This is a genomic window from Xanthomonas boreopolis (assembly GCF_046529185.1).
Classification (GTDB): Bacteria; Pseudomonadota; Gammaproteobacteria; order Xanthomonadales; family Xanthomonadaceae; genus Pseudomonas_S; species Pseudomonas_S boreopolis.
In genome coordinates, this window is the sequence record NZ_CP097162.1 from 2240998 (window position 1) to 2262820 (window position 21823).

Genomic DNA, 21823 nt, shown 5'->3' on the forward strand with positions numbered 1-21823 from the left:
TTGCAGGGGGTGACGTGGAATTCCCTACGTCGTGTAAGGAATTTCCCTACAAGGCATCCAGAAGTGTGATGGGCGCCGATTTGCCGGCGCGGCAGTCAGGTCAGCTCGCCGTGGTGCCGGGCGGCCAGCAGCACCAGATCGTTGGCGCGACGGCAACCCAGCGATTCCATCATCCGCGCCCGATGGGTCTCCACGGTCTTGACGCTGATGCCCAGGTCCGCGGCGATCTCCTTGTTGCTCTGGCCGCGCCCGATCTCGCGCAGGATCTCGCGCTGGCGCGGGGACAGGGCCGCGATGCCGACCGGCTTCTCGCGGCCGAGCAGCGGGGCGATCATCTTCGAGGAGATCTGCGGGCTCAGGAACACCTGGCCGGCGGTGGCGGCACGCAGGGCGAGTTCGAGTTCGAGCGGGGCGGCGTCCTTGACCACGAAGCCGATCGCGCCGCGGTCGAGCGCGTCGCGCACGTGCGCCGGGTCGTCGTGCATCGACATCATCACGATGCGGGTGCGGGGCACGGCGCGCAGCACGTCGCTCATCGCGTCCAGGCCGCTGCGTCCCGGCAGCGAGAGGTCCATCAGCACCACGTCGGGGCGGTGCAGGGTGGCCAGGTCGAGCGCCTGCTGGGCGTTGCTGGCCTCGGCGACGACATCGATGCCGGCGAAACCCTGCAGCAGGCGCGACAGTCCTGCGCGCACCAGCGTGTGATCGTCGACGATGATGACTCGCACGGTCGTTTCTCCCAGACGGATGGGAACCTTAGCCGAGCGGCCGGGTCACGCCAACCGGTGCCGGGTCACCGGGCCCGCCGCGCATCGGCGACCTGGCGCCGGTGCAGGCGGAACAGGTGCCGTTCCAGCGCCGCCTCCAGGCCGGGGCCGAGCTCGCCGAAACGCAGCCAGAGGAAGAAACCGCCGGTGCCGCTCGCCGCCTCGGCCACGACGGCGACCGGCAGCTCGATGTTCTCGGGGAGCCAGTCCGCCGGCTGTAGGCTGAGGGTGCCGGCGGCGCCGGGCATGGCGCCGCTGCGCGCGCCGGTTTCCAGGCGGATGCCGCGGCGCGACCAGCGCACCGGACGCAACGGCAGGGCCTGGCCGGATTGCCGCGCGAGGTGGCCGATCAAGGCCAGGACGAGGTCCAGCTTGGCTTCCATCCGGGCCACCGCCTGCGGCAGCTCGCCGCGATCCTCGCCCGGGTCGTCGCTGCGCAGGTCCTCGACCTGGGCGATGCTGCGCAGGACCGATTCGGCCGCGCCGGCGCGCGTGATCCCGGCGCCGGGCCGGAATTCCGCGGGCAACGCCAGTTCGCAACTCAGCGCGTCGGCGAACAGGCCCGATTCCGCCTCGTGCTGGATCGGCATGCTCATCGTCCCAGGCCCGCCTGCGTGTAGACGCGCGCGACGCGCGTGGATCGATGCTGTGCGCGCATCAGGTCGAGCAGCTGGCGCTGGCGCTGGCGCATCAACGCGACCACTTCCTGCTGTTCGGCTTGCAGCATGCGCACCTCGGCCTGGAAGGCGCGCGCATCGGGTTGGGCGCAGAACGCCTGTACGTGTTCGGTATGCAGTTCCAGCATCGCCGGCAGCGAGGCGAAATCGCCGCGCTCGAAGGTCGCGCGAATGGCCGAGATTTCCGCCCGCAGCGACGCGATCTTCATGATGCCCGTCCAGCGGCCCGCTGCTCGACCGGGATGGCGGCCCAGGCCGACTGGACCTCGCCGAGCAGGTCGAGGACCTCGGCCAGCGCCGCAGTGTCGTTGTGGAGGTTCGCCTCGGTCAGGCGCACCACGAGGTAGTCGTAGAGCGAGGAGAGATTGGCCGCGATCTCGCCACCGGCTTCATGGTCGAGCGAGCCGTTCAAATGCCCGATGATGGCGCAGGCTTCGCCGATCGCCTTGCCCTTGGCCGCGTGGTCGCGCTGGACCATGCAGGCCTGGGCCAGCCTGATGCGCTTGCTCGCTCCCTCGAACAGCAGCGCGATCAGCATGTGCGGATCGGCTTCGGCTACCCGGGCGGACACCTCGATGTTGCGGTATTGCTCTGCGTAGCGGCGGCTGGGTCCATACATGTTGATCATTCCTGCGATGGCGACCGGTCTGCGTGGAGACGCTGCCCGGCGCGGGCGGGCGGCTGGTACCCGGATATCGACCGGCCGGCGCGCATCTTGAGCGGAGGGGCCCCGGTCATTGCGAAAGCAGCCCGTTGAGGGCGCTGCCGTTGCTCTGCAGTTGCTGCACCATCGTTTCCATCGCCGTGTACTGGGCGGTGTAGAGCGCGCTGAGCTTGTCCATCTTGGCGTCCAGCGCGCTGGTCTGGTCCTGCAGGTCCTTCAACTGGTCGTTGAGGCTTTCGGTGCGCAGGGTGAGGCTGCCGGTATAGGCGTCGAGCTGGTTGCCGATGATCTTCCCGACCGGGGTGCCGAAGCTGCTGTCGGTACCGAACAGCTTGGCGGCGGCGCTGGGATCGCTGGAGATCGCGCTGTCGAAAGTCGCGGTATCGAAGCTCATCACGCCGTTCTTGTCGACGGTGATCCCCAGGCCCTTGAGGTCGATGACGTTCGCGCTGACCTGGTTGCGCAATTGCTGCTGCAGCGAGCGTACCAGCGAATCGCCGGTGAGCGCCGAGGCCGTCTGCGTGGTGCTGTTGTAGGCGCTGCTCGACTTGAGCAGGTTGATGGTGCTGTTGTAGGCGGTCACGAAGGCGCTGAGCGAGCTCTTGAGCGACTCGTTGTCCACCGCCAGGTCCAGGCTGTAGGTGGTGCCTTCCGCTGCCTTGGTCAGCGTGAGCGTCACTCCGGGAACCAGGTCTTCGACGCTGTTGCTGGCGGAGGTGCGCTCGAATCCATCCACGCGGACCACGGCATCGGCCGCGGCGACGGTCTCGGTGAGTTCTCCGCCGGCGGTCGTCAGGCTGTCCAGTCCGCCATCGCCGCCGCTGGCGGTGATGGTCAATGCATTGGCGGTGCCGGTATCCGCGGCGCTGAACACCAGGTGCTGGCCATCGCTGGCGGTGATCACGCTGGCGACCACGCCCTTGCCGCCGGCCGCCCTGTTGATCGCCGAGGCGATGCCGGTCAGGCTCGTGCCCTCGGCGATCTGGACATCCACGCTCTGATCGCCATAGCCGATCGTGAGGGTGCCGTAACCGACCGTGGCGCCGCTGGCATAGGCGGAGGAGGCGAGTTTCTGTGCGCTCGCGAGCGCGACCACCTCCACGTTGTACTTGCCGGGACTCGCGCCGGTGCCGGCGCTGGCGGTGAAGCCCGCGCCGGTTTGCGCGGTCGCGGTATAGGTAGGGGTGCTCGCGGCGCTGGTCAGCTTGTCGAGGGCGGTCTGGAGGCTGCTGAACGAGCTCTTGATCTGGCCGATCGCCGAGATCTTGGCGTTGACCGCCGTGGTCGCGCTGGCGATCCGCTTGTCGGCGGGCGCGCGGGCGGCCGCGACCAGGGCGGACACGGTACCGGGAATGTCGAAGCCTGAGCCGGTGACGGAGATTGCCATGTGCGGTTCCTCCAGGGAGGGCGAAGGGATATCGGCCGCCGGGGCCAGTGCTTGAGCTGCAGTTGCAATTTCCGTGCCGAGCGGGCGCCGCATCTGGAATGACACCCGCAGGAACGGCTTCTTGTGGGAGCGGCTTCAGCCGCGATGGGGCTTTCATGCAGATCCCTCTGCAACAGCCTGCGCATCCCTATGCGGGAGAGGCAAATGAGAAAGCCCCATCGCGGCTGAAGCCGCTCCCACAGAAGCGGGTAGTGAACGCGAGCAATGCGAAAGACCCCTCCTGGGAGGGGTCTTTCGTCTGCAGCGAGATGGTGCTCCGCGTATTACTGCAGCAGGCTCAGCACGTTCTGCGGCAGCGACTTGGCTTGTGCCAGCATCGCCGTGCCCGCCTGCTGGAGGATCTGCGTGCGGGTCAGCTCCGCGGTCTCCTTGGCGTAGTCGGCGTCCTGGATGCGGCTGCGTGCGGACGACAGGTTCTCCGAGCTGGTGTTCAGGTTGGAGATCACCGAGGTGAAGCGGTTCTGCACGGCACCCAGGTCGGCACGGGCGTTGTTGACGGTGTTCAGGAAACCGTCGAGCTTGGTGAGGACGTTGTCCGCATCGGGGGTGGCGGAGCCGTCGGCGACCGTACCGGCCAAGAGGATGTCGATACCTGCCGGGGTGCCGGCGCCTTCGTCCGCGGCCACGCTGACGGCGGTCAGCAGACCGCCCAGGCTCTCGACCTCGACCTTGATCTGATCGTTCTCGGTGGCATTGGCGCCGACCTGGATGGTCTTGCTCAGCGCGGGAGCGGTCGTTCCATCCTCGCCGACGAACAGCTTCTGGCCGTTGAAGTCGGTGTTCTTGATGACGCGGGCGATTTCCGCGCTCAACGCGGTGGCTTCCTTCTGCAGCGCGGCCTTGTCGTCGTCGGTGTTGGTGCCGTTGGCGGCCTGCACGGCCAGCTCGCGGATGCGCTGCAGGCTGTCGCCGATCGAGCCGAGCGCGCCTTCGGCGGTCTGGGCCAGCGAGATGCCGTCGTTGGCGTTGCGGGCGGCCACGTCCATGCCGCGGATCTGCGCGGTCATGCGCTGGCTGATGGCCAGGCCGGCGGCATCGTCCTTGGCGCTGTTGATGCGCAGGCCCGAGGACAGCCGCTGCACCGTGGTGGCCAGGCTGCTCGTGGTGCTGTTCAGATTGCGCTGCGAGTTCAGCGACAGGATGTTGGTGTTGATGACTTGTGCCATGGTGTTATCTCCAGTTGGGATGTGACCCGGCGGAGAGCTCCGGCCGGCTTTCGCAGCCAGCCGGGTGAACTACCCTCGCCTCTGCTGGAATGGATAACGGCGATGCGGCGACAAGCTTTAAGTTTTTTTGCGGAAATCTCGCTGTTTTTCAATCTGTTGCGGCGCCGCCCGGGACGCGCAGAAGATCAATAGCGGCAGCGGCCGCGGGAGCTTTAGGGATGCGCCGGAACGGTCGTTCGGGCCATGCCGGCCAATGCGATGGCCGCCGGCCGGGCAGGGAGCCCCGACGAAGGCGGCGAAGAGGATTGCGCCCCGCTTGCGCGGCCGGCCGAGACGGGTTCCGTCCCGGCGATCAGATCGTGTCGAACAACGACATCTGCTGAAAGCGTGCGAACACCTTCTGCGCCGCTTCCAGTGCGATGCTCTGCTGGCTGTAGCGACTCAGCGCCTCGGCATAGTCGAGGTCGCGTATGCCCGACAGATCGGTCTTGACCGCGACGGTGCGCGATTCGTTGAGCGAATTGGCGTTGTCGATCGCCGCCAGGTTCGAACCGCCTTGGGCGCGCACGTCGATGAAGTGCTCGGTGGCGGTGTCGATGTCGCGCAGCGAACTGCGCAGGGCATTGTCCTGCGCCGCCTTCTCGCTCGCCGAAGCGGGCGACGACTTGAGCGTGTCGTACAGCGCTTGCAGCGTGGCGAAGATGTCGCGGCTGCCGGAAGCGCCGACCTGGAAGCTGTCGCCAGGCGCCGGCTGGCCGCTCAACTGGAGCCGGGTGCCGGCGTACTCGATGGTCTGGCCGGAACTGTAGCTGCCGGTGACGGTGCCGGCGGGCCCCTGTATCTGGTAGCTGTCCGCCGAGGTGAACACGACCTGGTAGCTCGCCTGGTTCCAGGCCGATTGGTCGGTGATCCCGAAGTCGCCCACGATGCCCGTGCCGGTGTTGCCGGCAGCCGGCCGGGCGTCGAGCTGGCCATTGCCGGTGCGGATGCGCATGAACACCTCGCTTCCCGGCAGCGTGTCGCCGACCTGTTGGCCCGAGGCCACCTCGACCTTGCGCTGGTTCTGGTCGCCGCTGTAGGCCACGCCGCCATCCTTGATCAGGAACGGCGCGTTGCGGTCCTGGGTGCCGCCGAACAGGTGGTTGCCCATGCCATCGTCGGTGTTCGCCAATGCCAGCAGCTGATCGCGAATGCTGCCGACTTCGCTGGCGATGGATTGCCGGTCGGCGCCGGAGAGGCTGCCGGAGTTGGCCTGGACGGTCAGGTCGCGCACGCGCATCAACAGGTCTCCCGCTTGCGCCAGCACGCTTTCCTGCTGGTTGAGCCGGCTCTGCAGCGTCCGGGCGTTGGCGACGTACTGGTCCATGCGGGCGATCCCGCGATCCATCTGCTGGGCACGCCCGGCGCCGAGCGGATCGTCCGCGCCGGCGACCATCCGGGACCCGGTGGAGACCTGCTGGTAGGTCTTGGCCAGGTCGCGCTGCTTGGCCAGCATCAGGTTGAGCGAGTACTGGTACTGCCCATTGGTGGAGATGCGGGTGATGCCCATGGTCGGTCGCCCTATACGGCTTGCAGCAGGGTCTGGAAGATGTTGTCGGCGCTGGCGATGATCTTGGCCGCGGCCTGGTAGGCCTGTTGGTACTTGATCAGGTCCGCCGCCTCCTCGTCGAGGTTGACGCCGGAGACGGAATCGCGCGCCGCCACCGCCTGGTTGTGGATGGTCTGCTCCGACTCGTAGGCGTAGTTGGACTGGGCGGCCGCCGAGGCCACGCTCGTGGTGAAGCTCGATGCCGCGCCGTTGAGGCTGACCGAGCCGTCCGACATGAGCTTGGCCTCGTCCAGCACCGCCATCTTCAGCATGTTGGCGTTGTCGCTGGAGCCGGGCCCGGTGGCGGCGATGGTGAAGACATCGCCCGCGGCCGGGGCGCCGTCCAGCTTGAAGCTCCAGCCATTGGCGGCGATCGTCCCGCCAGGCGCGTAGGCGTACGGGCCGTTGCCGTCGATGGTGTACTGGTTGGCGTCGGTGAACTCGATCGTCGCGGCGTCGCGCAGGGCGGCGTTGCGGGGATCGGTCACCTCCAGCCCGGCCACCGTGGCGTTGCCGACGTTGTCCAGGTCCGCATGGCCCTGGACCGCACGGGCGGCGGCGACCAGCCCGGGATCGCGGGCCACCAACTGCAACGTGCCGGCACCGCCGCCGGCGTGCAGCAGGAAGCGGTCGCCGCTGGCCGCCGCGCCGCCGACATCGATCCGGATGCCATTGACCACCAGCGGGTCGCCGGCCGCGCCGCTGCCGGCGAGCGCAAGCGCCGCACCAGTGCTCGCGTTGGTCGCCGACCACGCCGTGCCGTCGAAACGCAGCAGGATGTCGGCGCTGTCGAGCTTGCCGATGTCCACCACGCTCGCCTGCATCGTCGCGGTGCCGGCATTGGCCGCATGGGGGCTGACCGCCGGCGGGGCGATCGAGAACAGGTCCTGGCCTGGCTTGCCGTAGAGGTCGGTACCGGCGGCCTGCGCATCGTTGATGCTGCCGTCGACCACCATCGCCAGGCGGCCCAGCTCGTTGCGCGCGGGGTCGAGCACGTCGCTGCGGAAATCCAGCAGGCCGCCGAGCGTGCCGCCCAGCACGTCCTTGCCGAGCGGGATCGTCTGCCCCTGGACCTGCAGCGCGAGGTTCAGGCGGTCGGACCGGTACGGATCGGCGACGGTTGTCAACGACATCGGCGTGGCGCCGACCACCAGTGCCTGGCCCCCGGAGGTGTAGACGTTGATCGAGCCATCGTCCTGGACGAACGTGTTGCCGCCGGTCAGGCCCACCAGTTGCTCGATCAGCTGGTCGCGCTTGTCGAGCGTCTCGGGCGAGGGGCCGCTGCCGCGCGAGATCTGCCGGTTGAGCTTGGCGATCTGGCTGGTGAGGTCGTTGACCTGTCGCACGCTGTCGCCGAGGCTGGCATCGACGTCGTGGGCCATGCCGTCCATCGCGGCATCCAGCTGCCGGAAGCGTCCCGCCAGCGCGTCGGCGCTCTGCAGCACCGCCTTGCGCGAGGTGTCGGACGCGGGATTGGCACTCAGTCCGCTCAGGCTGTCGAAGAAGCCGGACAGGGGGCCGCCGAGATTGGTGGCGCTGTCGGACATCAGCGTGTCGAGATCGCCGGCCTTGCCGGACAGCTGCTGCAGGCGGTTCAGCTCGCCGGTGCTGTTGAGCACGCGGTTGATGGCCAGCGAATCGGTGAGGCGCTTGATGTCCTGCACCTGCACGCCGCCGGTGCCGCGCGTGGCCAGCTCGGCCACCTGCCGGCTGTAGCCGGGGGTGCCGGCATTGGCGACGTTGTTGCCGATGGTGCCGAGCGAGCGCTGGTAGCTGAGCAGGGCGCTGGTGCCGGTGGCGAGCAGGCTGGACATGCGTTGGGCTCCTGGGATCCTCGTCAGCGGCTGGCGACGAGGTTGCCGGTGGCGGTGGACAGGGCGCGGTCCAGCGTGGGGCCGTTGGCGATGGCGTAGATCTTGCGGGCGTAGGCCGGATCGGTGGCGTAGCCGGCACGCTGCAGTTCGCTGGCGAATCGGCGCACGTCGTCGCCGGCGTTGAGCGCCTGCTGGTAGCGCGGATTGCTCTTGAGCAGCCTGACGTAGTCGTCGAAGCTCTCCGCCGGCGAGCGGTAGGCGCGGAAGTCGGCGCGTTCGGCGCGGCGCTCGCCGTTGACGTACTCGTGCGTCGAGGTGCTGACGCGCGCGCCCTGCCAGCCGGTGGCCTTGATCCCGAACAGGTTGTTGGCGCTGTTGCCGGCGCTGTCGCGGATGCCGCGGCGGCCCCAACCGGTCTCCAGCGCGGCCTGCGCGACCAGCGCACGCGGATCCACGCCGAGTTCCTTGGCGGCGCGGCGCGCGTGCGGCCAGATCCTGGCGACGAAGTGCTCGGGCGATCCCGCCGGGAACGCGCTGGGGTCGGTCTCGGCGACGCTCTGTACGTCGTCGCAGGCGCGCGAATCGACCAGCGCCGCCTCGTCCACCGCCACGGCGTTGCCGCGGCTGCGGTCCCCGCGCCCGGCGATCGCGTCGAGCGCGTCGGCGCTGGCCACGCCCGCCGGGAACCGCTTGTAGAACGCGGCCTGCGAACGCCGCTCCGACGGCGCGGGATCGACCATGCCATCGCTGCCGGCCTGCGTCCCGGCATCCGGGGACTGCCCGCCATTGAGCTGGCGCGCGATCAGCGGCGCCAGGCCGAGTCCCTTGCCCTGGCTGAGCAGGTCCGAGAGTTGGCGGTCGTACAAGTCGCGATAGGTCTGGTTCTGCTCCGGGAACATCGGGTCGCCCAGGCTGGCGTCGCGCATGCACTTGACCAGCATCTGGGTGAACTGGCTCTCGAGCTTGCGCGAGACCTCGTCGATGCGCTGCGGGGAGGGCTTCTGCTCGGCCGGCGCGAGCGAGAAGGCGGGGCGGGTGATGTTCATCAGATCACCTCCAGCTCCGCCTGCAGCGCGCCGACCTGCTTGAGCGCTTCGAGGATGGCGACCAGGTCGCCCGGCGCGGCGCCGATCTCGTTGACCGCCTTGACGATCTGGTCGAGGGTGACGCCCCCCTGGAACTTGAACATGTGGCTGCCTTCGGCGTTCGCGGTGATCTGCGATTGCGGCGTCACCACGGTCTGGCCGTTCGCGAAGGCGTTCGGCTGGCTGACGTTGAGCGATTCGCCCACCGTGACCGTCAGCGAGCCGTGCGAGACCGCGGCCGGCATCACCCGCACCGCCGAGCCGATCACCACCGTGCCGGTACGCGAGTTGATCACGATCTTGGCGGCGGCCTCGCCCGGGGTGAGCTCGAGGTTCTCCACTTGCGCGAGGAAGTTGATGCGTGCGCTCGAATCGGTCGGAGAGCGCAGCGCGACCGTGCCGCCATCGATGGCATGGGCGCTGCCGGGACCGAAGGTGGAATCCAATACCGCCACCAGCCGCGAGGCGGTGGTGAAGTCGGGCTGGTGCAGGTTGAGGGTGATCTCGCCGGTGCCGGCGAACACGTCGGGCAGGGCGCGCTCGACGATCGCGCCGCCGGGAATGCGCCCGACGCTGGGCACGTTCACCGAGACCCGCGAGCCGTCCCGGCCTTCGGCGCCGAAACCGCCGACCACCAGGTTGCCCTGGGCCAGCGCGTACACCTGGCCGTCGGCGCCCTTCAACGGCGCCATCAGCAGCGTACCGCCGCGCAGCGAGACCGAGTTGCCGATCGAGGACACGGTGACGTCGATCGGCTGGCCCGGCTTGGCGAAGGCGGGCAGGTCGGCGTGGATCGCCACCGCGGCCACGTTCTTCAGCTGCGGGTTGACGTTGCCCGGCACGTTGACGCCCAGCTCGTTGAGCAGGTTGCGCAGGCTCTGCACGGTGAACGGGGTCTGGCTGGTGCGGTCGCCGGTGCCGTCCAGGCCGACCACCAGGCCGTAGCCGACCAGGGGATTGCTGCGCACGCCGCCGACCTGCGCCAGATCCTTGACGCGCTCGGCATGGGCCGGCGCCAGGAAAACGCCCAGCATCGCGAGCGCGCAGAACGCCGCCCGGATCCGGCCCCTGGATCCCCGCACGGGGATGCGCGTGCCATTGCGGAGGACTCGCATCATGGCTCGCCTGCTCAGTACGGATACAGCGGTGAGTTGAAGAAGCGCGCCAGCGCGCCGGCCTGGTTGCTCTGCGAGAGCGTGCCGCGGCCGTTGTAGGAGATGCGCGCGTCGGCCACCAGGCTGGACGGCACGGTGTTGTCGCGCGAGATGTCGACCTCGCGCACCACGCCTTCCACCTGCACGAACTCGTTGCCCTGGTTCAGGCGCAGGTTCTTCTGCCCGCGCACGACCAGGTTGCCGTTGGGCAGGCGCCGGATCACCGTGACGGTGAGGTTGCCGTTGAGGCTGTTGCTCTGGCTGCTGGCGCCGGTGCCGCTGAAGTCGCGGCTGGCATCGACCTCGTTCTCGAGGATGTCGCGCCCGTTCCAGGTCGGATTGCGTCCGGCGATGGTGGGATTGGCCATGTCCAGCTTGGTGGTCTTCTGCGTGTTGGTCGAGGCGCGCGTCTGCGCGGCGGTGGTCTCGCTCAGCACGATCGTCAGCAGGTCGCCGACGTCGCGTGCGCGATGGTCCGAGTACAGGTTCAGGCGGCCGGGCGCGCCTTCGCGGTAGATCGCGCCGGCGGTCGGCGCGTACTCGATGGCGGTCTGCGGCAGCGGTTCTTCCTTCTTCTTGTCGCCTCCGCGGATGCCGGCCGAGAACAGCGGGAAGCTGACGCAACCGCTGAGCAACATCGAGGAGGCGAGGGCGCACAGCGCCAGGCGGCAGGTGCTCATGGAACGAGGCCTCAGGTGTTGTTGTTCAGGTAGCCGAGCATCGAGTCGGTGGTCGAGATCGCCTTGGCATTCATCTCGTAGGCGCGCTGCGTCTCGATCATGCTGACCAGCTGCTCGACCACGTTGACGTTGGAGCCTTCCAGCGCGCCCTGGACGATGCTGCCCAGCCCATCCAGCCCGGCCGTGCCGTTCTGCGCGGGGCCGGACGCGGTGGTCTCCACGTAGAGGTTCTGTCCCTTGGCCTGCAGGCCGGCGGGATTGATGAAGTCGGCGATGCTGATCGTGCCCACCTCGGTGGCGGCGGCCGAGCCGGCCACCTGCACGCTGACGGTGCCGTCGCTGCCGATGGTGATGCTCTGCGCGCCTTCGGGAATCTGGATGCCCGGCTGCACCGGATAGCCGCTGTTGGTGACGAGCTGGCCGTCGGCGTTGACGTGGAAGGTGCCGTCGCGCGTGTAGGCCGGGGTACCGTCGGGCAGCTGCACTTCGAAGAAGCCGCGGCCGCTGATCATCATGTCCAGCGCATTGCCGGTCTGCTGCTGGCTGCCTTGCTGGAAATCCTTGGAAGTGGCGACCACGCGGGTGCCGGTGCCGAGCTGCAGGCCGGTGGGTAGCGTGGTCTGCTGCGAAGTCGAGCCGCCCGGCTGGCGCACCTGGTGGTAGAGCAGGTCCTCGAAGCTGGCGCGGTCGCTCTTGAAACCGGTGGTGTTGGCATTGGCCAGGTTGTTGGAGACCACCGACATGCGCGTCTGCTGCGCGTCCAGTCCGGTCTTGGCGACCCACAAAGCCTGATTCATGACGTCGTTCCTCGATGCGGCGCCGGATGAGCGCCGTTGCCGTCGGTCATGCAAGGGGTGTTCCAAAAGCGGGGATCGGGGATTCGGGATCGGGGACTCGTCAAAGCAGGGGGGCGCGCGCCGCTCTTGCCGATCCCTAGTCCCCAATCCCCAATCCCGCCCCTCAGCCATTCAATCTCAGCAAGGTATTGGCCGACTGCGCGTTCTCGTCGCTGGCCTTGACCACCTTGACCTGCATCTCGAACTGGCGCTGCAGTTGGATCATGTGCACCAGGGCGGCGGCGGTGTCCACGTTGCTGCCTTCGACCATGCCCGTGGCCAGCACGTCGCCCATCGCGCGCGGCAGCGGCGTGCGCGGGTCGGCATTGCGCATCAGCCCGTCCAGGCCGCGCACGAGTTGCTTCTGCGTGGCGGTGACCGTGCGCAGCCGGCCGACGATCGCCATCGATTCCGGGCCCTGGCCCTGCGGGACGATGGAGATCGTGCCGTCGTTGCCGATCTCCATGGACTCGTGCGGCGGCACCGTCACCGGCATGCCGTTGTCGTCGAGCAGCGGGCGACCGCCGGACAGCAATTGTCCGTTCGGGGTCAGTTGCAGGTTGCCGGCACGCGTGTAGCCCTCCTGCCCGTCGCTGGACTGCACCGCCAGCCAGGCGTCCTGCACCAGCGAGACGTCGAGCGGATTGCCGGTGACCTGCTGTGGCCCGGGCCGGCCGTTGAAGCCGGTATCGCCGAGGATGGTGTCGTAGCGCGAGGCATGGCCCGGCCCCGCGATGCGGAAAGCCTGCGTGTTCGCCAGCGCTTCCTTGAAGCCGGCGGTGTCGGCGTTGGCGAGGTTGTGCGATACCGCGGTCTGCGCCTGCAGCGTGGCGCTGGCGCCGGTCATCGCGACGTAGGCGGCCTTGTCCATGTGGAAGGGATCCCGATCTCAGGCACCTGGAGGGGCGCCATCCCGACGTGGGCGGGGACGGCGGTCGTGGCAGGACGGATCAGCGGTTGATGTTGATCACCGTCTGGGTCAGCTCGTCCTGCGTGGTGATCATCTTGGCGTTGGCCTGGAAGTTGCGCTGCGCCACGATCATGTTCACCAACTGCTCGGTCAGGTCGACCGTCGAGGCTTCCAGCGCGCCGGATTGCAGGCTGCCGAAGTCGGCGCTGTCCGGCGCGCCGGTGCGCGGGGAACCCGCGGCGGCCGTCGCCGCCCAGCAGTTGTTGCCCTGCGGCGCCAGGCCCTGCTTGTTGTTGAAGGTCGTCAGGGCGATCTGGCCTAGCAAGGTCTTGTTGCCGTTGCTGAAGGTCGCATAGACCATGCCGTCCGGGTTGATCTCGAAGCGCGACAGGTTGCCGGTCGCATACCCGTCCTGGCTCAGGTTGTTGACCCCGAACGATTCGCCGAACTGCGCCGATCCGTTCACCGACAAGGTGAGCGGCAGGGGCGCCGCGCCGTTGGCCGGGGTGAAGGTGCCGAGCGCGACGGTGCCGTTGGCCGGTGCGATCAACGTGCCGCTGGGCGAGTACTGCAGCGTGGTGCCGCCCACCGGCGTCACGTCCGTGCCGTCGACATAGGTGTGCTGCGACCAGGTGTTGGCGCCGGTCTTCACGTAGTACATCGTCATCACGTGCGAGATGCCGAGCGAGTCGTACACGGTCACCGAGGTCGAGTAGTTGTAGCTGTCGGTATCGGCAGGATCGAAGGCTGCCGTGGGCGCCGTGGCATTGGCGGGCAGGGTCACGTTGGTGGTGACCGAGGTGGTGGCCTTCGGCGCGCTGCTGGTGCCGGTGAGCTGCAGGTTCTGCAGCTGCGAGGTGCTGACGGTCGCGCCGTCCGCGTTGGGCGCGAACACCTGCAGGTTGTAGCCTTCCGGCGTCACCACGTACCCGTTGGCGTCCATCTGGAAGTTGCCGGCGCGGGTATACAGCGTGGAGCCGTTCTTGGCCACGTTGAAGAAGCCTTCGCCCGAGATCGCCACGTCCAGGCTGTTCTGGGTGCTGTCGATGTTGCCCTGCTTGAACTGCTGGGCGATGTCGGCCACGCGCGTGCCGCTGCCGACCGCGTTGTTGGCGATGCCGTAGGTGCTGCCCATGAAGATGTCGGCGAACTCCGCGCGCGACTCCTTGAAGCCGGTGGTGGCGGAGTTGGCGATGTTGTTGGAGGTCACGTTGAGGTCGGTGTTGCTGGCGCGCAGGCCGGAGAGCGAAGTGTTGAAACCCATGGTGGTTCCTCGAGGGTAGGGGCAGCCGTGGTTCGGGGACGGGCCTAGCCGATGCGCAGTACCTTGGACAGCGGCAGGCGCTGGCCACCGGCGAGATTGAGCGTGGCGCCGTCCTTGTCGAGGCTGACGCTCTCGACCTTGGCGCTGCCGAAGGTTTCCAGCGACACCGGCTTGCCGTCGGCGCCGGGCTGGCTGGCGGCGAACCGGTAGTCGCCCGCGGGCAGGCGGTTGCCGGCCGCATCCTTGCCGTCCCATTCGATGCGCCGCGGCCCCGGGTTGCCGTCGGGCAGGCTCAGCGTCCGCACCGGGCTGCCGTTGCCGTCCTGGACCACCACCGTGACCGGGCCCTTGCCCGTGGCGGTGGCCGAAGCGACGGCATTGCCGTCCGCGCCCAGGGCGAGCGCGCCGCCCGGCACCTCCACCTGGCGCCCGATCAGGGCCGCGCCGCGCAAGGCCTGGTCGGTGCCGTTCGCGCTGAGGAACTGGTCGGCCTTCTTGTTGAGCTCGCCCAGTCCCTGCACGGTGGAGATCTGCGCCAACTGCGCCAGGAACGCGCCGTTGTCCATGGGATTGAGCGGGTCCTGGTTCTTCAGCTGCTGGGTCATCATCAGCAGGAAGTCGGCCTGGCCGAGCTTGTCCTTCTGCGCCTTGTCGTCGGCCTGCTGGCGTTCGGCGGCGCTCTTCTTGCCGGCGCCGGTCAGGCCCAGGCTGGAAAGCGCGTCCATGGAAATCGCGTTCATCGTGGTGGCTCCCGGGCGGCTCAGCGGCCCATGGTCAAGGTGGCCAAGGTGAGGTCCTTGGCGGTGTTCAGCACTTCCACGCCGGCCTGGTAGCTGCGCGAGGCGGAGATCAGGTTGACCATCTGCGCGACCGGATCCACGTCCGGCGCATAGACGTAGCCATCCGCGTCGGCGAGCGGATGGCCGGGTTCGTAGCGCTTGATCGGCGGCACGTTGCTCTGGGTGATCTCCTTGACGCGCACCCCCGTGAGGCTGGAGTCCTCGCGGCTGGGCTGGGCCTGGAAGATCGGTTCGATCGGCCGGTAGGCCTGCTCCGGGGTGGAGGCGACCGAATCGGCATTGGCCAGGTTCGAGGCGATCGTGCTCAATCGCACCGACTGCGCCTGCAGCGCGGAGCCGGCGACATCGAAGATCGGCAGGTTGCTCATGGCGCCGCTCCCTTATTGGCCGGTGATCGCGGTCAACATGCTCTTGACCTTGGATTCGAGGAAGGACAGCGATGCCCGGTATTCCAGCGCGGCGCGGCCATAGGCGGCGCGCTCCAGGTCGGGATCGACGGTGTTGCCGTCCAGGCTCGGCTGGGTGCTTTCGCGGTTGAACAGGAACGGGCCGGGCCCCTGGTCGGGAATCGCGACATGCCGCTCGTCGGTCGTCGCCAATGGCCCCTGCCGGCGCATCGAGGCTTGCAGGGCGGCGTCGAAGTCCAGGTCCTTGGCCTTGTATCCGGGCGTGTCCGCATTGCTCAGGTTGCTGGCGATGAGCTTCAGCCGCTCCTCGCGCAAGGGAAGCGCGGCGCCATGGACGCCGAAGTAGGCCGAGATCGGGTTGGACATGGCACCCCCTGGTAATGACTCACCAGGGAGCAGGCAAGCGGCGTGCCAAACCGGGAGCGGGCCGGGCGTTAAAGATCGCCCGGCCCCGTGCCGCTATCCCTTCACGGATTGTTCGCGGACCGGTTTGGCCCGCGGTCCAGAAGCCTGGAACCCTTGGCGGGCCCCGGCATTTTCGGGAGAGAAGCAGTGGGCATCGTTTCGTCTGTGGCGAACCACACCCTGGGCGCGGGCTGGCGGGCAGTGAAGGACACCGTGCAAGGCGCCATGAAGGGGGAAATGGAAGACATCGCCAAGATCGCGGTCGCGGCGGGCATGGCCACCGGTTCGATCCCGCTGGCCACCGGCGCGGTGGCGTTGGCCGGCGATGCCGCGCTCGGGGCGCTGGTCGACGTATTCGCCTGAGCCCGGCCGGTTCGTCATTTTTCCGGCGCAGGGCGTCGCGCGCGCCGGCCTGCCTTCGCCGATTGGCCGCGCGGGGTTCGTTCTTGCGGCCCGTCAGGCCGGTTCGGCCACCATCCTCAACCGGGCTAGCACGTACTCGGCCAGCTCGTGCGCGCTGTACTTCGCCACGAAGGCATTGGCGCCGACCTGCTCGACCATCGCATTGTTGAACACGCCGGACAGGGAGGTGTGCAGCAATACGTACAGGCCGGCCAGGCCCGGGTTGCGCCGGATTTCCGTCGTGAGCGTGTAGCCGTCCATGGCCGGCATCTCGATGTCGGAGATGACCATGGCGTAGCGCTCGGCCGGGTCCTCGCCGGAGGCCAGCACCTGCTGCAGGTGGTCCAGCGCCTGGCGCCCGTCCGAGAGCAGGGTGGCGCCCACGCCGAGCTGGTCGAGCACGCTGCGGATCTGCTGGCGCGCCACGCGCGAGTCGTCGACCACCAGCACCTGCAGTTGGCGTCCGGCGGTGTCCAGCATCAGCGAGGGGTCGAGCTGGATGTCGGTCTCGACCTGGGCGATGTCGGCCAGCACGCTTTCCACGTCGATGACCTGGATCAGCTCGCCCTGGAAACGCGTGACCGCGGTCAGGTAGGTGGCTTCGGCCCCCAGCTCCGGCGGCGGGTGGATGTCCTCCACCGCGATGTTGACGATGCGCTCGACCTCGCTGACCAGGAAGCCCTGCACCGAGCGGTTGAATTCCGCGACCACCAGGTAGCCGGGGGTGGCCTCGGCCTCCGAGCGGCGCTCGGGATGGCCGATCACCCAACCCAGGTCCAGCACCGGCACCGAGCGTCCGCGCACGTCGGCCACGCCGGCGAACTCGGAAGGCAGCCCCGGCACCTGGAACAGGGGCGGGCGCCGCAGCACTTCCTGCACCTTGAATACGTTCACGCCAAAAAGCTGGCGACCGCCGAGGCGGAACAGCAGCAATGCCAGGCGATTGTGCCCGGCCAGGCGGGTACGCTGGTCGATCCGGTTGAGCAGGTCGTATGACATGCAGCCGTTATCGACATGCCGGCGGCGCAACTTGAGGGCCGCGACCCGCCCGTTCCGGCACGCGGCTTGCACGGCCAGGGCGAACTGCTGCCCCGGAGTCCCCGATGCGTCCGATCCTGCTGCTGCTCCTGATGGCGACCGCGCCCGCCTGGGCGAACGGTTTCCAGCCGGTGGACTCGATCCGCGCCGCCGCGCTGTCCACGCTCGGTCCCGGCATGGACGCCGAAGCCACGCTGGACGCCGGGCTGCGCATGCCGGCCTGCGCGGCGCCGTTGCAGGCCCAGCCCACCGGCAGCAACACCGTCGAGGTCGCCTGTCCGGGCGGCTGGCGGCTGTTCGTGCCGGTCAAGGTCCGGCGCAACCAGGACGTACTCGTGCTCAACCGCGGCATCGCCGCTGGAGAAACCATCGGCTTGGCCGATATCGGCATCGAGAAGCGCGACGCCGCCCGCATCGCCGGGGCGGTGCTGGCCGATCCTGCCGAGGCGGTCGGCAAGGTCGCCCGCCGCGTGCTGCAGGCCGGCACGCTGCTGTCCGCCGGCGACCTGGTCTCGCCGCGCCTGGTCCGGCGCGGGGATACCGTCGAACTGGTGTCCCGCCGCAGCGGGCTGGAGGTGCGCATGCGCGGGCGTGCCCTGTCCGACGCCGGCCAGGACGAGCGCGTATCGGTGGAGAATGCCTCTTCGCGCCGGATCGTCCAGGGCACGGTCGATGCCAACGGCGCGGTGGTCGTCTCGCGCTGACAAATTCCCCTAAAGTCCGTTCGCATCCGGCCGCTAACCCTTGCGAACCGTAAAGGACCCAGCCTCATGAGCCAGAAAATCGACGGCAGTCTCCCTGTATCCGCCACCGCGCGGAGCAGCAGCGTGAGCAAGGTCTCGTCGGCCGGCGAGGACCGCTCCTCGCCGATCGCCGCCGCGAGCGCTGGCGACAGCCTCCGCCTGACCGGCGAGGCCTCCCACCTGCAGGCCGTGCAACGCAACCTCTCGCAGGCGCCGGCGATCGACGCCAACCGCGTGCAGGCGGTCAAGGACGCCTTGCAGAGCGGCAGCTACAAGGTCAACGCCGACACGATCGCCAGCCGCCTGCTCGACCTGGACAAGCAGCTTGGCGGATGAGCCTGCCGGTGAGCGAGCCACTGCAATGCCTGAGCGACGCGCTCGCCGATGAACGGCGTGCGCTGCTGGAGCACGACGTGGAAGGCCTGATGCAGGCCGTCCAGCGCAAGCTCGAAGCCCTCCGGGAGCTCGAGGCGCATGTCCCGCAAGGGCAGCAACAGCGACTGCGCGAACTGGCCGAGGCCAATCGCGCCAATGGCGCGCTGCTGGCGCGTCGCCGCCGCGAGGTCAACTGGGCCTTGCGCCATCTCGGCCGCAGCGAGAGCGCGCCGGCATACGACGCCAACGGACAGTCGAACTCCCTGCAGGCCAGCCGGCCCCTCGCGGTGGCCTGATCCCGGATTCAGATTCACATTTGAATCCGCGCACATGGATGTGCGCTGCTTTTGCGAAGGACTCGCACTATAGTGGGAGGATCGTTGCATCCGTCCCGCACCGTGACCGATATCCCGTTCCTCGACCCCGCACTGCTGCCTTCTCCCAATACCTTGCGCGCCTTCAGCGAACGGACGCTGGAGGGCATCGTGTTGTTCCGCGCCGATGGCCGGCTGGTCTTCGCCAATGCGGTGGCCCGCGAAGCGCTCGAACAGGAGAAGGCCAGGAGCGACGGCGATTTCGAGAGGCACGTCGCGCGCCTGCTTCCGGCCGACGCGATGGCGCAGGCGCGCGACAAGGGCCACTGGAGCGGCAGCCTGCCGATCGGCGACCGCGTGGTGATCGCGCACCTGTATTTCCACGAGGACGACGGCGTCGGGCACTACCTGACGATCTTCCACAACCTGGAAGGGCAGCAGGACTACGAGCGCGAACTGCAGCAGCGCCACGCCGAGCTGCGGCAGGCCTACATGCGGCTCAACGGCGCCCAGGACAAGCTGCTGCAGTCGGAGAAGATGGCCTCGATCGGCCAGCTCGCCGCCGGCGTGGCGCACGAGATCAACAACCCGATCGGCTACGTGCATTCCAACCTGGGCAGCCTGCAGGAGTACCTGCGCAGCCTGTTCACGCTGATCGAGGCCTACGAGCGCGCCTTGCGCGCGCCCGACCCCAAGGCGCTGATCCCGGAGATCGACGACATCCGCAACCGCGCCGACATCGACTTCATCACCCGCGACCTGCCGCAGCTGATGGCCGAGTCGCGCGAAGGCATCGAGCGGGTGACGCGGATCGTGCGCGACCTCAAGGACTTCTCGTACTCGGACCGTTCCGAGTCGTGGAAGCTGGTGGACCTGCACGCCGGGCTGGAATCGACCATCAACATCATCTGGAACGAGCTCAAGTACAAGGTGACGCTGGAACGCCGCTATGGCGAACTGCCGCTGGTGGAATGCCTGCCCTCCGAGCTCAACCAGGTCTACATGAACCTGCTGCTCAACGCCGGGCAGGCCATCGCCGAACGCGGCACGATCACCGTGGCCACCGGCAAGGAAGGCAACGACCACGTGTGGATCGAGTTCAAGGACAGCGGCAGCGGCATCCCGGCCGACCTGCAGCAGCGCATCTTCGACCCGTTCTTCACCACCAAGCCGGTCGGCAGCGGCACCGGGCTGGGCCTGTCGATCTCCTACGGCATCATCAACAAGCACCATGGCCGCATCGACGTGGACAGCGCGCCGGGGCAGGGCGCGACGTTCCGCATCGTGTTGCCGGTACGGCAGCCGCGGTGAAGGCCGGGACCTGGGTTCGATAACCCGGGTCCCGGGAAAGCGGCGAGCCGACCCCGGATCGGGTGCCGTTGTAGGCGGGACTGAAGTCCCCCACAAAAAAGCCAAAAAAAGCATCAGGTCGCTTGACAGCCCGATCCGGGCAAAGATGCTTTTCACGAATCACGAATCACGAATCACGAATCACGAATCACGAATCACGAATCACGAATCACGAATCACGAATCACGAATCACGAATCACGGCCTCACCCCACCTGCCCATCCCGCCGCTGCTCGTCATGGGTGCGGAACGCCTGCCGGATGTGCTCGCGCAGCTCGTCGTCGTTCCACGGCTTGGTCAGGAACCGGTAGATCGCGCCGCGATTGATCGCCTCGGTGACGGTGGCCAGGTCGGTGTATCCGGACAGCACCAGCCGCACCGTATCCGGGTAGAGCATCTTCACCCGGCCCAGGAACTCGGTGCCGCTCATGTCGGACATGCGCTGGTCGGACAGGATCACCTGCACGTCATTGGTGGCGAGCAGGTCGAACGCATCGCGCACGTTGCCGGCGGCGAGGATGCGATAGCCGTCGCGCCGGAACAGGCGCACCAGCGAACGCAGCACGTTCTCCTCGTCGTCCAGCAGCAGCAACGTGCGGTCCGGCCGGCTCTCGGCGAACGATTCCGGCCGCAGGTAGCGCCGGCGCAGCGCCATGCCGGCCGACTCGGCCGACATCGGCTCGCCGAACAGGTAGCCCTGGAAGATGTCGCAGTCGTTGCGGCGCAGGAAACCGAGCTGCGCCTGCGACTCCACGCCGTTGGCGATCACCGTCATGCCGAGCTGGTGGCCCATCGCGATGATCGCGCGGGCGATCGCCGCCTCGCGGCTGCCGGCCGGGGCGCTCTTGATGAAGCTGCGGTCGATCTTCAGCCGGTCCACCGGATAGCGCACCAGCGCGCTCAGGCTCGAATCGCCCGTGCCGAAGTTGTCCAGGCTCAGGCTGATGCCCTCGTGGCGCAGGTTGGCCATCGTCTCGTGGACGAAATTGACGTTGTTGGTCAGCGCGCTCTCGTTGATCTCCAGCGTCAGCAGCTGCGGCGGCACGCCGGCGGCCTGCAGCATCGCCATCACCTCGCCGAAGAAGCTCGGGCGCAGCAGCTGCAGCGTGGAGACGTTGACCGCGATGCTGAAGTCGTCGAAGCCCTGGTCGCGCCACAGGCGCGCCTGCCGGATCGAGTTCTGCAGCACCCACTCGCCGATCTGCACGATCACGCCGAGTCGCTCGGCCGTGCGCATGAAGCGCTCGGGCACCAGCGTGCCCAGCGTGGGCGACTGCCAGCGCAGCAGCGCCTCCATGCCGACGATGCGGCCGTCGCGCGCGCTCACCAGCGGCTGGTAGCGCAGGCGCAGCTCGCCGTGCGGGATCGCATCGACGATCTGGCGCGCGATGATGCTCTCGCTGTGCGCGCTGGACACCGGGTTGCGCGAGTAGACGCGGACCGTGTTGCCGCCCTCGCGCCCGGCCTGGTAGCAGGCCTCCTCGGCGAAATCCAGCAGCATGGAAAGCTGGGTGGCGTCTTCCGGGCACAGCGCCACGCCGACCTTGCCGGTCATGAACAGCGTGTAGGGCAGCACCGACAGCGGCAGCTCGAGCTGCAGGCGGATTTCCTCGGCCAGTTCCTCGGGCGAGGCCATGCCGTCGCCGCGCTGGACCACGACCACCATCTCGTCGCTGCCATGGCGCCACAGGCGGCCGCGGTCGCCGAGGTGCTCCTGCAGCCGCTGCGCGATCAGGGCCAGCGCCTCGTCGCCGACCTCCACGCTCATGTTCTCGTTGATCGACGCGAAATGGTCGATGTCCACGTGCATCACCGCCAGGGCCGGCCCGCCCGAGGCGGCGGCGTCGACGAGGCGGGTCAGTTCCGGATTGCTCGAACCCAGGCGCAGCGGGCGCGGCGTGTCCAGTCCGGAGGGAAGGGCGGAATTCCACATGGCG

The 21823-nt window shown here is 68.3% G+C and carries 24 protein-coding genes; 5 read left to right on the forward strand and 19 right to left on the reverse strand.

All coding sequences use genetic code 11. The features are described 5' to 3' along the window. Nucleotides 1-95 precede the first annotated feature (95 nt). From M3M27_RS09835 to flgB, 17 genes are all read right to left on the reverse strand, one after another. Nucleotides 96-728, reverse strand: coding sequence for a response regulator (locus tag M3M27_RS09835; protein WP_140721436.1), 633 nt, complete (start codon nt 726-728; stop codon nt 96-98). Between the two features lie 65 nt (nt 729-793). After that, complete coding sequence (locus tag M3M27_RS09840; protein WP_434027920.1) at nt 794-1363, reverse strand: PilZ domain-containing protein; 570 nt, start codon at nt 1361-1363, stop codon at nt 794-796. Then, on the reverse strand, nt 1360-1653 hold the full coding sequence (locus tag M3M27_RS09845) for a hypothetical protein (protein ID WP_140721432.1): 294 nt from the start codon (nt 1651-1653) through the stop codon (nt 1360-1362). Before M3M27_RS09845 ends, M3M27_RS09840 begins: the two co-directional genes overlap by 4 nt. Then, on the reverse strand, nt 1650-2063 hold the full coding sequence (gene fliS / locus M3M27_RS09850) for a flagellar export chaperone FliS (protein WP_140721430.1): 414 nt from the start codon (nt 2061-2063) through the stop codon (nt 1650-1652). Before fliS ends, M3M27_RS09845 begins: the two co-directional genes overlap by 4 nt. A gap of 115 nt (nt 2064-2178) precedes the next feature. Continuing rightward, nucleotides 2179-3495, reverse strand: coding sequence for a flagellar filament capping protein FliD (gene fliD, locus M3M27_RS09855; protein ID WP_434027921.1), 1317 nt, complete (start codon nt 3493-3495; stop codon nt 2179-2181). Nucleotides 3496-3818: 323 nt separating this feature from the next. Further along, nucleotides 3819-4721, reverse strand: a complete 903-nt coding sequence (locus M3M27_RS09860; RefSeq protein ID WP_434027922.1) for a flagellin — start codon at nt 4719-4721, stop codon at nt 3819-3821. Between the two features lie 352 nt (nt 4722-5073). Next, nucleotides 5074-6270 carry a flagellar hook-associated protein FlgL gene (gene flgL, locus M3M27_RS09865; protein WP_434027923.1) on the reverse strand — a complete coding sequence of 399 codons (1197 nt, stop codon included), beginning with the start codon at nt 6268-6270 and terminating at the stop codon, nt 5074-5076. An 11-nt stretch (nt 6271-6281) separates the two neighbouring features. Continuing rightward, nucleotides 6282-8123, reverse strand: a complete 1842-nt coding sequence (gene flgK / locus M3M27_RS09870) for a flagellar hook-associated protein FlgK (RefSeq protein ID WP_434027924.1) — start codon at nt 8121-8123, stop codon at nt 6282-6284. Nucleotides 8124-8146: 23 nt separating this feature from the next. Continuing rightward, nucleotides 8147-9169 (reverse strand): flagellar assembly peptidoglycan hydrolase FlgJ, encoded by a 1023-nt coding sequence (gene flgJ / locus M3M27_RS09875; protein ID WP_434027925.1) that lies wholly within the window; start codon nt 9167-9169, stop codon nt 8147-8149. Beyond that, nucleotides 9169-10242 (reverse strand): flagellar basal body P-ring protein FlgI, encoded by a 1074-nt coding sequence (locus M3M27_RS09880; protein ID WP_256661886.1) that lies wholly within the window; start codon nt 10240-10242, stop codon nt 9169-9171. The genes flgJ and M3M27_RS09880 overlap by 1 nt, the downstream gene beginning before the upstream one ends. A gap of 95 nt (nt 10243-10337) precedes the next feature. Beyond that, nucleotides 10338-11042: a flagellar basal body L-ring protein FlgH gene (gene flgH / locus M3M27_RS09885; RefSeq protein ID WP_140721414.1), complete on the reverse strand. Its 705-nt coding sequence runs from the start codon at nt 11040-11042 to the stop codon at nt 10338-10340. Nucleotides 11043-11053: 11 nt separating this feature from the next. Next, nucleotides 11054-11839: a flagellar basal-body rod protein FlgG gene (gene flgG / locus M3M27_RS09890; protein WP_140721411.1), complete on the reverse strand. Its 786-nt coding sequence runs from the start codon at nt 11837-11839 to the stop codon at nt 11054-11056. Nucleotides 11840-12002: 163 nt separating this feature from the next. Further along, a complete protein-coding gene (locus M3M27_RS09895) occupies nt 12003-12749 on the reverse strand; it encodes a flagellar basal body rod protein FlgF (protein ID WP_434025592.1) in 747 nt (248 codons plus the stop codon). A 79-nt stretch (nt 12750-12828) separates the two neighbouring features. Continuing rightward, nucleotides 12829-14052: a flagellar hook protein FlgE gene (gene flgE, locus M3M27_RS09900; RefSeq protein WP_140721403.1), complete on the reverse strand. Its 1224-nt coding sequence runs from the start codon at nt 14050-14052 to the stop codon at nt 12829-12831. A gap of 44 nt (nt 14053-14096) precedes the next feature. Continuing rightward, nucleotides 14097-14792, reverse strand: coding sequence for a flagellar hook assembly protein FlgD (locus tag M3M27_RS09905; RefSeq protein ID WP_434025593.1), 696 nt, complete (start codon nt 14790-14792; stop codon nt 14097-14099). 20 nt (nt 14793-14812) lie between these two features. Then, nucleotides 14813-15220, reverse strand: coding sequence for a flagellar basal body rod protein FlgC (gene flgC, locus M3M27_RS09910; RefSeq protein WP_140721396.1), 408 nt, complete (start codon nt 15218-15220; stop codon nt 14813-14815). 12 nt (nt 15221-15232) lie between these two features. Further along, complete coding sequence (gene flgB, locus M3M27_RS09915) at nt 15233-15625, reverse strand: flagellar basal body rod protein FlgB (RefSeq protein ID WP_140721393.1); 393 nt, start codon at nt 15623-15625, stop codon at nt 15233-15235. Between the two features lie 276 nt (nt 15626-15901). Between flgB and M3M27_RS09920 the strand changes: the two genes are divergently transcribed. Further along, complete coding sequence (locus M3M27_RS09920) at nt 15902-16027, forward strand: hypothetical protein (protein WP_434025594.1); 126 nt, start codon at nt 15902-15904, stop codon at nt 16025-16027. Between the two features lie 93 nt (nt 16028-16120). Here M3M27_RS09920 and M3M27_RS09925 read toward each other — a convergent pair whose 3' ends face one another. Further along, nucleotides 16121-17065, reverse strand: a complete 945-nt coding sequence (locus tag M3M27_RS09925) for a chemotaxis protein CheV (RefSeq protein ID WP_140721390.1) — start codon at nt 17063-17065, stop codon at nt 16121-16123. 104 nt (nt 17066-17169) lie between these two features. On the opposite strand from M3M27_RS09925, the gene flgA reads away from it, so the two are divergent. From flgA to M3M27_RS09945, 4 genes are all read left to right on the forward strand, one after another. Further along, a complete protein-coding gene (gene flgA / locus M3M27_RS09930) occupies nt 17170-17808 on the forward strand; it encodes a flagellar basal body P-ring formation chaperone FlgA (protein WP_434025595.1) in 639 nt (212 codons plus the stop codon). Between the two features lie 66 nt (nt 17809-17874). Continuing rightward, entirely contained in the window at nt 17875-18183 is a 309-nt protein-coding gene (gene flgM, locus M3M27_RS09935) for a flagellar biosynthesis anti-sigma factor FlgM (RefSeq protein WP_140721384.1), read from the forward strand. 2 nt (nt 18184-18185) lie between these two features. Next, nucleotides 18186-18518 (forward strand): flagellar protein FlgN, encoded by a 333-nt coding sequence (locus M3M27_RS09940; RefSeq protein ID WP_177497684.1) that lies wholly within the window; start codon nt 18186-18188, stop codon nt 18516-18518. A gap of 102 nt (nt 18519-18620) precedes the next feature. Continuing rightward, nucleotides 18621-19847: an ATP-binding protein gene (locus M3M27_RS09945; RefSeq protein ID WP_434027997.1), complete on the forward strand. Its 1227-nt coding sequence runs from the start codon at nt 18621-18623 to the stop codon at nt 19845-19847. 244 nt (nt 19848-20091) lie between these two features. Here the strand turns inward: M3M27_RS09945 and M3M27_RS09950 are convergent, their stop codons facing one another. Beyond that, a complete protein-coding gene (locus M3M27_RS09950) occupies nt 20092-21819 on the reverse strand; it encodes an EAL domain-containing protein (protein WP_140721370.1) in 1728 nt (575 codons plus the stop codon). Between the last annotated feature and the right edge of the window lie 4 nt (nt 21820-21823).